At 47.1% G+C, this 11,079-nt stretch carries 12 protein-coding genes; 11 read left to right on the top strand and 1 reads right to left on the bottom strand.

The window, feature by feature from the left end:
* Positions 1 to 302: 302 nt before the first annotated feature.
* From pduL to AC1DWB_RS19095, 4 genes are all read left to right on the top strand, one after another.
* Positions 303 to 914, top strand: coding sequence for a phosphate propanoyltransferase (pduL, locus tag AC1DWB_RS19110; RefSeq protein WP_477542683.1), 612 nt, complete (start codon positions 303 to 305; stop codon positions 912 to 914).
* Between the two features lie 108 nt (positions 915 to 1,022).
* Positions 1,023 to 2,588, top strand: a complete 1,566-nt coding sequence (miaB, locus tag AC1DWB_RS19105) for a tRNA (N6-isopentenyl adenosine(37)-C2)-methylthiotransferase MiaB (RefSeq protein ID WP_477542682.1) — start codon at positions 1,023 to 1,025, stop codon at positions 2,586 to 2,588.
* A 27-nt stretch (positions 2,589 to 2,615) separates the two neighbouring features.
* Positions 2,616 to 3,089 (top strand): YlbF/YmcA family competence regulator, encoded by a 474-nt coding sequence (locus AC1DWB_RS19100; protein WP_477542681.1) that lies wholly within the window; start codon positions 2,616 to 2,618, stop codon positions 3,087 to 3,089.
* A 98-nt stretch (positions 3,090 to 3,187) separates the two neighbouring features.
* Positions 3,188 to 4,075, top strand: coding sequence for a diacylglycerol/lipid kinase family protein (locus AC1DWB_RS19095; protein WP_477542680.1), 888 nt, complete (start codon positions 3,188 to 3,190; stop codon positions 4,073 to 4,075).
* A gap of 130 nt (positions 4,076 to 4,205) precedes the next feature.
* Here the strand turns inward: AC1DWB_RS19095 and AC1DWB_RS19090 are convergent, their stop codons facing one another.
* On the bottom strand, positions 4,206 to 5,618 hold the full coding sequence (locus AC1DWB_RS19090; RefSeq protein WP_477542679.1) for a hypothetical protein: 1,413 nt from the start codon (positions 5,616 to 5,618) through the stop codon (positions 4,206 to 4,208).
* 129 nt (positions 5,619 to 5,747) lie between these two features.
* On the opposite strand from AC1DWB_RS19090, the gene AC1DWB_RS19085 reads away from it, so the two are divergent.
* The 7 genes from AC1DWB_RS19085 to AC1DWB_RS19055 all read left to right on the top strand — a co-directional run bounded on the left by AC1DWB_RS19085 (position 5,748) and on the right by AC1DWB_RS19055 (position 11,055).
* The gene (locus AC1DWB_RS19085) at positions 5,748 to 6,680 is read left to right on the top strand and encodes an Rpn family recombination-promoting nuclease/putative transposase (protein WP_477542678.1); all 933 of its coding nucleotides are present in this window, start codon (positions 5,748 to 5,750) and stop codon (positions 6,678 to 6,680) included.
* A 69-nt stretch (positions 6,681 to 6,749) separates the two neighbouring features.
* On the top strand, positions 6,750 to 7,247 hold the full coding sequence (locus AC1DWB_RS19080) for a mismatch-specific DNA-glycosylase (protein WP_477542677.1): 498 nt from the start codon (positions 6,750 to 6,752) through the stop codon (positions 7,245 to 7,247).
* Positions 7,248 to 7,446: 199 nt separating this feature from the next.
* On the top strand, positions 7,447 to 8,223 hold the full coding sequence (locus tag AC1DWB_RS19075; protein WP_477542676.1) for a phytanoyl-CoA dioxygenase family protein: 777 nt from the start codon (positions 7,447 to 7,449) through the stop codon (positions 8,221 to 8,223).
* Between the two features lie 137 nt (positions 8,224 to 8,360).
* Positions 8,361 to 8,798, top strand: coding sequence for a GNAT family N-acetyltransferase (locus AC1DWB_RS19070; protein ID WP_477542675.1), 438 nt, complete (start codon positions 8,361 to 8,363; stop codon positions 8,796 to 8,798).
* 43 nt (positions 8,799 to 8,841) lie between these two features.
* A complete protein-coding gene (gene hisA, locus AC1DWB_RS19065; RefSeq protein ID WP_477542674.1) occupies positions 8,842 to 9,600 on the top strand; it encodes a phosphoribosylformimino-5-aminoimidazole carboxamide ribotide isomerase in 759 nt (252 codons plus the stop codon).
* Between the two features lie 196 nt (positions 9,601 to 9,796).
* A complete protein-coding gene (locus tag AC1DWB_RS19060) occupies positions 9,797 to 10,600 on the top strand; it encodes a protein phosphatase 2C domain-containing protein (protein ID WP_477542673.1) in 804 nt (267 codons plus the stop codon).
* A 53-nt stretch (positions 10,601 to 10,653) separates the two neighbouring features.
* Positions 10,654 to 11,055, top strand: a complete 402-nt coding sequence (locus AC1DWB_RS19055; RefSeq protein ID WP_477542672.1) for a hypothetical protein — start codon at positions 10,654 to 10,656, stop codon at positions 11,053 to 11,055.
* The last annotated feature ends 24 nt before the right edge of the window (positions 11,056 to 11,079 follow it).

The raw sequence follows: 11,079 nt of genomic DNA, 5'->3' as shown, positions 1-11,079 counted from the left end.
GCCATGACGAAGTTGATGGAGACGAACGGGATGTTGACCGGGATCATCTAACAGAACAAAGAAAACCAAAGCTACGAAGAGCAAGTTCCAGGTTTCCGAGCGGAGTCGCTCTCCAAACAAGACTTGAAAATGAGCGAAGCGGATTTCTCCAAGCTGGTAGCCGAGTTTAAATAAGTTTCATACAGGAAAAAGGCGTGTGAGCTGATCACGCGTCTTTTCCTTTTGCAGTGACATGGGTATACTGAGGGCAGAGGATATAAATGATGATCCCATAGAGAAACCCCAAGGAGGTTTTTATCGAAATGCAAGAACACAATTTGAACGATACTCCGAACGCCCCGCATAACGTGCCAATCGGAGTATCTGCCCGACATATTCATTTATCCAGAGAGCATTTGCAAGTGTTGTTCGGTGATGGTTATGAATTGAAGCCGATGAAAGAATTGAGTCAACCAGGACAATATGCGGCGGAGGAGACGGTGGCGATCGAAGGGCCCAAAGGTGGATTCGCGAAAGTCAGAATATTGGGACCTACACGCGGGAGTACGCAAATTGAAGTATCACGAACTGATGCTTTCACACTCGGCATTAATGCTCCTGTACGCGAATCTGGTAACATCGAGGGGACGCCTGGTCTCTTAGTGAAGGGGCCAAATGGGCACGTAGAACTCAATCAAGGTGTTATCGTGGCGGCTCGACATATCCACCTACATACGTCAGAGGCAGCAGCATGGGGGATTCGGGACAAAGAACGGCTTCATGTAGAGCTACATGGAGAACGACCGTTGGTGTTTACGGATGTACTTGCACGCGTCTCGGAGTCATATGCGCTAGATCTTCATATCGACACGGATGAAGCGAACGCAGCAGGTGTGAAGACTGGTGATGTTGCGGTTATATTGCGGAGTGTTTAAGTTTCGAACTGCCTGGTAATCTATGGGTAGAAATTGTGAAGACGTTTTATTTTCTAGTGAAAAATGGTATACTTTTTGGGATAGCTGGCTAGAAAGTAGGGTACGAACATGACCAATTCAAGCAAAGACACGAAGGACTACTCCAAGTACTTCGATATGTCGAATGCCAAAGTTCTCCGTGAAGATGAACATGGCAAGCACATCCGAGTGAACGGCCGAGAAATTCATATTGTTTCCCAGCCTTCCTATAAAGAAGAGAAACGAAGAGGCAAGGAAGACGTTCAAGTTCTGTATGAAACCGGAATTCCGGATGACATGAGATCGATCGGTGCAGGTAAGTTGTACAACATTACGACATACGGCTGCCAGATGAACGAGCATGATACCGAAGTCATGAGAGGGATGCTCGAAGCGATGAGCTATACGTCTACGGATGATCGCAACGAGGCCGATATTATACTGCTGAACACTTGTGCGATTCGCGAGAATGCGGAGGATAAGGTGTTCGGTGAACTGGGTCACTTGAAGCATCTGAAGATCGAGAAACCTTCGCTGATCTTAGGCGTATGCGGCTGTATGTCTCAGGAAGAGTCCGTGGTCAGCCGGATTATGCAGAAGCACTCGTTCGTCGACTTAATCTTCGGCACACATAACATTCATCGGCTTCCCGCTCTGTTGAAGGACGCATATTTCGGCAAGGAAATGGTTGTTGAGGTGTGGTCGAAGGAAGGCGATATCATCGAGAATTTGCCGAAGAAACGTGAGGGTATGAAGGGCTGGGTCAACATTATGTACGGCTGTGACAAGTTCTGTACATACTGTATTGTACCGTATACCAGAGGCAAGGAACGTAGCAGACGGCCGCAGGATGTTCTTGCAGAAATTCGGGAGTTGGCACGTCTTGGGTTCAAGGAGATTACCCTGCTAGGTCAGAACGTGAACGCGTATGGAAAAGACTTCACAGATCTGACTTACTCGTTCGCCAACTTGATGGAAGATGTTAAGAAAATCGACATCCCACGTATCCGCTTTACAACGTCGCATCCCCGGGATTTTGACGATCAACTGGTCGAGGTACTTGCTAAACGTGGCAATCTGGTGGAGCATATCCATCTCCCGGTTCAGTCGGGCAGTACGGAAGTGCTCAAGAAGATGAGTCGGAAATATTCGCGCGAGCACTACTTAGAGCTAGTGCGCAAGATCAAGCAAGCTATTCCGGATGTAGTGCTAACAACGGATATCATAGTAGGATTCCCTGGTGAAACAGATGAACAGTTCGAAGACACGCTTTCGTTAGTGCGGGAAGTGCGATATGATTCTGCCTACACATTCATATATTCTCCTAGAACAGGAACACCTGCAGCCGAGATGGAAGATAATGTGGACCCTGAACTGAAGAAGACTCGCTTGGCTCGCTTGAATGAACTGTTGAATGTGATTGGCCGGGAACGCAATGAGGCCATGCGGGGGCAAGTTGTTGAGGTATTGGTGGAGGGGGAGAGTAAGAACAACCCTGATATGTTATCTGGACGGACTAGAACGAATAAGCTTGTACATTTCCAAGGACATGCTGGACTGACCGGACAATTGGTACATGTCCTTATTACTGAACCGCAGACTTGGGTGCTGAAGGGCGAACTAGTGCGTCTTTCGGATAATGCTAATGTCGGCTAGAAGAAACAATACAAAGGAGTGAATGGAATGGCAGCGCATCAACATAGCCATGATCATCATGAGCATGATCACGAAGGCAACTGTGGAATCGAGAAGTTCAATGTAAGAGACCTAATCGTTCGTGAAGACATTATGAAGCGTACAACAGACTTGGCGAACTTGATCTCCACGTCAGATGAAGTCRTATTCTACCGCAAGGCTGAGCAGCAAATTAAAGAAAATCATGAAGTACAAGACTTGATCAAGCTCATTAAGAAACGGCAAAAAGAAGCAGTTGCCTTCGAGTCTTTCCAAAATGCGAAGATGGTAGAGAAGATTAATCTGGAGATTGAGGAACTGCAGGATCAATTGGACGGATTTCCAGTTGTGGAACAATTCAAACAATCTCAAGAAGAYATCAATTATTTGCTTCAAATGGTCGTTTCGGTAGTGAGAGACACCGTGTCTGAGAATATCAAGCTGGATGCTGCTACGGTTGAATCAAAAAATTGCAGTGACTAGTACCGAACGGGATAGTACAATGGTTCTGTTAAGCAAGCCGACAGAAGCGTTGTACTTTTTTTGTACTTCCAGGCATGGTTCGCAGAGGGAGATGCCACATGATATGGTTCATAGTCAATCGTCTGTCAGGGAACGGAAAAGGCGCTTCTCGTTGGCAGGAGATTGAGCGGCTCTTGCAGGGGGCCGAGGCACAATATGGGGTTCGCTTTACGGAATATAGCGGACACGCTGCTGTGTTGGCGAAGGAGCTAGCGGCCAAGCTTGGGACGCAAGCTGTAGTTGCTATTGGCGGAGACGGGACCGTGAATGAGGTTGCGAGTGGGCTTGCTGAGGGCTCCATTCCGATGGGCTGCATTCCGTCGGGCTCGGGTAACGACTTCGCACGAAGCGTAGGTATCCCGAACGATGCTCAAGGAGCTCTGAAGCGAATATTGGACAATCAGGTAACAAGAATCGATGCGGCCCGTTTGAATGGAAAAAGCTTTGTCATAAGTTCTGGAATTGGCTTCGACGGTGAAGTAGCTCGTGTTACGAACCAAGCTTTCTATAAACGTATGCTGAATCGGATTGGACTAGGTAGTCTCTCTTATGTCATTACAGTGTTAAGGTTGTTATTTCAATATAAGCCTTGTCCGGTTACTGTAGAATTGGATGGAGTAGCGCATCATTTCAAGGCGGTCTGGCTTATTGCGATCGCTAATATGCCGTATTATGGCGGAGGAATGCGAATATGTCCCGATGCTCGAGGCGATGATGGTGTGTTCCAGCTGTGCCTCGTGGACGGAATTACTCGTTGGCAGTTGTTGTTGTTCTTCCCTAGCGTATTTCGCGGTACACATACGAAGCACCCAGCTGTCCATATGTTGAGTGCGACTCATGTAACCATTCGGGCAGAACGTGCGCTCTCTATGCATGCGGATGGAGAATGGGCTGGAACAACTCCTGCTGAAGCGGACTGGCATGCCGAAGGCTTATATATTGTATAAGTACTGGATTCACAAACAAAGAAGCTTCCATCCCCGCTATGGCGGTGGTTTGGAAGCTTCTTTGTTAAGAATTTGGGATTGTCTCGTTCTGCTCTACCATTTTTGGGACAACCTCTTAAACAAATTATGATCAGATTAGAAAGATGGCGAAGATGGTCGTGACGAGAAGTCCGATAACGACTGGCTTGAGGTTGCGGCGGGCTAATTCGAACGGATCTACACCACATATTGCCGCAGCTGGTATGAGCGCCCACGGGATTAGTGTTCCGCCTCCCACCCAGATGGCTGCAATCTGACCAAGGGCAGTCAATGTAGCGATCCCGGAACCAATTGCAGTGGAGAATAGATGCGCAATCGAACCTGCCAATGATATACCGGAGAAACCGGATCCATCTAGACCTGTAATTGCTCCTACAGAAGTCAGTGTAACTGCGCTGACAGTAGGATTAACCGGGACATGATTGGCTAAGGCCACTCCGAGGTCGTTAACGATTCCATGTGAACCTTCTGGTAGTAGCTTGCCGAATATATCGATGAATGCCGAGTCACCCAAGTAGAAGAAAGCTGCGATCGGAATCACCGGCCCGAATACGCGGAATCCGAATTGGAAGCCTTCAATTAAATACGATGTTGAGCGTTCCAAGCCTGCACCCTTATGAGTCAGCATGGATAACACAAGCATGATGAACAGTGCAGTCCCGCCGATCAGAGCCGTTGCATCTCCACCCTGAAGATCGAGCTGGAACATGGCTACAATATCAGCTGCAAACAAGAGTGGGATGAGCACCGCAAGCCACGTTTTCATTTGATTGGATAGCRCATTACGTTCTGTATCCGTTGATGTACTGTCCTCCAGGCCTGAAGCAACTGTAGATCGACCTGTATAGGGAGTTAGCTTGCCCGTGCGCATATCCTTGCGCATCATCCAGAAGGCAACAACGGTTGTGACAACGCCCATCACAATAACGAGCGGGATACTGGCATGCAATACATCTCCAACTGGGATGCCAGCAGCATCAGCTGTCAGCTTCGGAGCCCCTTGTATGACGAAGTCTCCTGAGAGTGCAATCCCATGACCGAACAGGTTCATTGCCATCGCAACGCCTAATGCTGGTAAGCCAACGCGCATTGCGACGGGTAACAACACAGCTCCTACGAGCGCAACAGCAGGCGAAGGCCAGAAAAACCAGGAGATGACCATCATGACAATACCGACGACCCAAAATGCCATAGACGGTGTACGTATCAATCGGGTAATCGGGGAGATCATCACTTCATTGATTCCAGTACGAATGAGCACCTTGCTGAGCGATACGATGATGGAGATGATCAGGATCGTTCCTATCAATTCCTTGATAGCAAAAATAAAGCTGGAAAACACACCACTTATCGAATCACTGATCGATTGAGTGGCGACAAGCCCTAGCAGCAATATACCTGCTACACATATGAGGGTCGTGTCTCTACGTTTTACCATGAAGCCGATAATAAATACTACGAACACCAAGTAAATCCAGTGAAGTGAAACCAGTGAAGTATCCATCCATCGCTCAACTCCAAGAAAGGGTTTTCAATATATTCTAGAGTATGCTTGAGCGGAAAAATGTGTGTTATGGTATAATATTGGGAACAACGGGTGCTACTTGGATCTAATCGTTGGAGATGATATCAGATGGAACTGTTGGATCCGAAAGTAGACTTTGTGTTTAAACGTATATTTGGCAGTGAAGAGAACAAAGATGTGCTGTTAGCGTTCCTCAACGAAACGTTAAGAGAGACCGAGCAACAGCCACTGACCCAAATTACACTTGTTAATCCGTTTATTGACAAGGAAGCGGTGAACGATAAGTTATCGGTTCTTGACATTCGCGCTGTAACTGGTGACCTTAAACAAATCAATCTGGAAATTCAATTATTTGACAAGCAGGATATCAATAAGCGGACGCTGTATTACTGGTCTAAAATGTATGCAAACCAACTGGATGAAGGACATATGTATAAAGACTTGAAGAAAACGGTGACCATAAATATAGTCAATTTCAAGGTAGTAGCGAATTCCCGATTTCATAACACATTTCATCTGAGAGAAGACCATTCTGCTCACATCTTAACAGACGATATAGAGATTCATTTTATGGAATTACCGAAATTAGTGGATAATGACTTGTCTGATGATAAACTTATCAATTGGTTGTTATTCCTGAAGGAACCCGAGAAAGTAAGATGGGAGGAGAGGGCCATGGATATGCCAGAATTGAAAAAAGCTATGAATACTTTGGAGTATTTAAGTCAGGATCGAGAAACACGAGCCATCTACGAGATGCGACACAAAGCAATGATGGATGAAGCCTCCTATCGCGATTGGATGGAAAATGCGGAGAAATATGCATTGGAAAGAGGATTACAGCAAGGAATTGAACAAGGCTTAAAACAAGGAATCGAAAAGGGAATTGAAGAAGGAATTGAAAAAGGAATTGAAAAAGGAATTGAAAAAGGAATTGAAGAAGTGGCAAAGAATATGATTGCAGAAGGGCTCGATCTTCCCAAGATTTCCAAGTTAACGGGTCTATCTGAAAATGAGCTTATGAAATTGAAATCCAAATAAGTATACGGGAAGCTCCATTTGGGAGCTTTTCTTTTTAGGCTGAATATCAATACAAGAAAGGAATTTCAAATGACTCCACATATTGCTGATCATCTTCGCCCAGGCTTGAACGTGATCTTCGTCGGCTACAACCCCAGCATCAAATCTGGCGAGACCGGCCATCATTATGCCAACCCGCATAACCGCTTTTGGAGAGTGCTGTATGAAGCGGGTTTGACTCCGCGCTTGTACAGGCCCGAAGAAGACAGTGCTTTATTAGCATTGGGGTATGGATTCACCAACATCGTGTCCCGCCCTTCCCGTACGGCCGCAGAGATCACCAAGGAAGAGTACGCGGAAGGTGCCAGTGAGCTGCAAGTGAAGCTGGAACGGTACCGTCCCCGAACAGCGTGCTACGTAGGCAAAGGGGTGTACGAGCAGTTTAGCGGGGTGAGGCAATGTCCTTGGGGCTTGCAAGCATTTTCCGTTGTCAACGGAGTGAATGATTTCGTCGCGCCGTCCACGAGCGGACTTGTACGCATGACATTATCGGAACTGGTCGTGATTTTCAGCAAGCTTCCAAAATGATTTTTGAGCAATTTGGGTAAATACATCTGGTAGTGAACCCTTTATAATAAGAGCTAGGATAGTAAATAATGACAAAGTTGAGGTGTAGGGAGTGTTAGTGAAAATATGTAAAAGTGAAATGGAAATGAACGGACCGTACTTAACAGAACTCCGAAGTTCTAACGATATAAGGGACGACATGGAGGCACTGCGCGAAAGAATGAAGGAAGATGGTTATATATTAATTCGAGGATTTCATGATCGTGACAAAGTGTTGAAGGCAAGGCAACAGATTCTTGAGAAAATTCAATCGATGGGCAAGCTGAAGGCGGATACAGAGCTCGAGCAAGCCATCATCGGGGAAGGCCAGAAAGGTATTATGTTCGGGGGGACGAACACAGATTTACCTGTTTATCTGGACTTAGTTAATTCACCAGAGGTGATGGATTTTTTTGCACAGTTTCTAGGGGGGCCATCGCGTACACTTGATTACAAATGGCTTCGAGCCGTGCCGCCAGGGGGATTTACCGGTGCTCACTATGACATCGTGTACATGGGGCGTGGAACAAAAAATTTGTACACGCTCTGGTCACCGATTGGGGATACACCGATCGAGATGGGTACGCTGGCGATCCTGCTCGGTTCCCACAATCTCTATAAAGTACGTGAAACCTATGGGAAAATGGATGTGGATCGTGATAATGTGGAAGGTTGGTTTTCTAGTGATCCACTGGAACTGGTCGAGAAGTTCGGTGGACGATGGGCAACCACGAACTTTGAAGCGGGGGACGCGATCTTCTTCGGCATGTTTATGATGCATTCCTCTACTGAAAATTCGAGTGAACGGTATCGCATCAGCTGTGATACTCGTTATCAATTGGCCTCTGAACCGATCGACGAACGTTGGATAGGCGATAAGCCCAAAGCGCATAGGTCTGTCCATTCGGAACAACCTCTCAGCATGGTAGAAGCTCGGCAAAAGTGGGGACTTGCTTGATAGCTGTAATGAATATGGGTGTTATCCGGTTTTGTATGGGCAACTTACGAGAAAGCTCCGAGAGGGGCTTTTCTTATGAAATGAAGTCGTGTGGAGCATAAGATAGGCCTGATAAGGTTGAAAGGGGCGCGATATCAATGTATATTGATTCAATACGCTTAATCCTGCCCACGTCCTCTCCGGACTGGGACGAGTTAGTTGATGAAAGTTTGTTCGAGGGATATAAGCATGTGAAGCGGTTGGCCGACGATTACCGAAGCGGCACGAATCGGTTCGATCAGCCAGGTGAGGCGTTGTACGGCGCGTTTGTTCAGGATAAGCTTGTCGCAGTGGGAGGATTGAATCAGGATCCGTATTCCGAAACTCGTGACATAGGTCGCGTTCGCAGAGTGTATGTGCTGCCGGCATATCGTAGGTATGGGATTGGCCGGAAGCTGATGGAAGCGATCGTTCAGGAAGCGACACGCCATTATAGGATTGTGACCCTAAGAACGGATAATCCTGATGCAGATGCATTATATCAGTCAATAGGCTTCAGGAGAGATGCCTTCATGCGAACACCACTCATTATATAGAATTGCGATCAAATAACCAATCTAGAGAGGCGGATACTACCCATTGAAATTCAGACCATGTATCGATATCCATCAAGGGAAAGTTAAACAGATAGTAGGAGAAACGCTGAATACGCAAAATCGTCCGGTTGTTGAGAATTTCGTGTCTGAGTACGACTCGGCCTATTATGCGCAATTGTTCAAGCAAGACGAATTGACAGGCGGCCATGTTATCATGCTGGGCGGAGGAAATGAAGAAGCCGCGGTTCGGGCTTTGCTAGCTTACCCAGGGGGGCTGCAGATCGGCGGTGGGATTACGGCAGACAATGCGGCCCATTACTTGGAACAGGGTGCTTCGCATGTTATAGTGACTTCCTACATATTCAGGGACGGACGGCTGGATATGGATCGGTTGCGCTCCATCGTCGCCGAGATCGGCAAAGATCGGCTGGTCATCGACTTGAGCTGTAAGCAACGAGAAGACAAGTGGTATGTGGTCACGAATCAATGGACAACATTCAGTGATTTCGAGCTGACACGGTCCAATCTCCAGGAGCTGCAGCAGTATTGCGATGAATATTTGATTCATGCGGTAGATGTAGAAGGCAAGCGAACCGGTATTCTCCAACCACTAGTGCAGCTGTTGGCGGATGGYGTCACAATACCTACTACTTATGCAGGCGGAGCGCGCTCCATTGAAGACTTAGAGTTATTCGAATCATTATGTGCAGGTAAGCTGGATATCACGATTGGCAGTGCGCTCGATATATTCGGGGGTAAGCTTGCTTATCGCCAAGTAGTGGAACATTGCGCAGAGCGTTGAGTACAAGATTGTATGGACAATACGATGGCTTAGCCAGCATTCCTATGAAATCCGCGAGGGAGCCCTCTCAAGAGGTTGGATCGTATCCCCCGCTCGGTCTTGGAAGCCATGCGCCGGCTTCATAAGAAGTGTGGAGTCCCTTATCATTTACCGGATTAAGGTTTAGGATCAATAAGAACAAAGGAGTCGAGATGCGATGAATGTTAAGCACTTCCATAGAAAGAGCCCTTTGAAATCCGAGGCGGAAGATGCGTTCACAATAAATGCAGATGCTGGCATTTATGCCGTCATGGATGGGGTAACGCCGCTTCATACGTATCGAGACGAGAATGGGCATAATGGTGCATACTTGGCGGCGAATGAATTCAAGGCCAATTTTGAACATAGTGGGCCGTATTCTCATTTGATCGATATTTTTACGTATTCGAACAGGTGCATCCGCGAGAAAATGATCGAAGCAGGTGCAGATCTCTCGATCATGCACGAACTATGGTCTACCTGCGTGGCCGCTGTTCAGATCCAGGGCAATTCCGTCAACTTCGCTCATCTAGGTGATTCGATGATCGTGGCCGTGTATCAGGATGGGCGTGTAGCAACGATTACAGAGAACCGGGTGAAGGGCTTATCGGCCAGGGCTAAGCAAGCTCGCGAGCAAGCTAGAAGCGAAGGTGCCATTCTGCCCGACGAGAGCTATTACGATGTTCCGCTTCATCGCAATCAAGGTAACCGTTGGATGGCCAACCACCCTAACGGCTATGGTGTAGCCAATGGGATGGAAGAAATCACGATTCATTTGCAATCAGGCCAGCTGCAAGTAGCACAATTGAAGCATCTGTTACTACTGACAGACGGATTGTTCCACCCTGCGCTGGAGTTGGAGGATACGTGCAGAAGGATTATTGAACAAGGTTTCGAGCAGTATGCGGATGAAGTTGTGGTAGCGGAGCAGCAGATCCAGGCATTACCAGACGACCGGACAGGCATCCTCATTTCATTCTAAGTGACTCTGGTTGGTCGTCTCAATTAAAGCGATACTCGAGGTGCATCTAGGCTATGAACTCATCGGATTACATTAAGATTCGGGCTCTCGAAGGGGAGCTAATGATGTACCATAAGAAGCAAGAACTCGCATTGACTGTCTCGACTCAAGAGCTTGTGATTCAGAAGCCGCATTTGAATTATTACGTGAAGCTGACTGACATCGTTAGCATCGTTCCCTTTCAAACGCCAGGAGGGAGAGGTGTCCGACTAATTAACAAAGATGAAGGCTCTCGCGAAATCGTTCGATTAAACGGTACTTCCGGAACTTATCGATTGTTCGTTAAGCAAGCGACGATGCATAGCCGTAGCGGGTTGACGGAGATAGGCAAGATGGAGTTCATTTTGCCAGTAGCGCAGGACATGATGGATAAGATCGGATTGTATGGAGGATTTAATTGGAGTTACGAATCATGATCCAGTAGACAAGATAGACGAGGT

It is taken from the genome of Paenibacillus sp. P4_E11, from assembly GCF_056401635.1.
The sequence above is the reverse complement of the archived record's forward strand: the minus strand, read 5'-3'. Positions and strand labels throughout refer to the sequence as shown.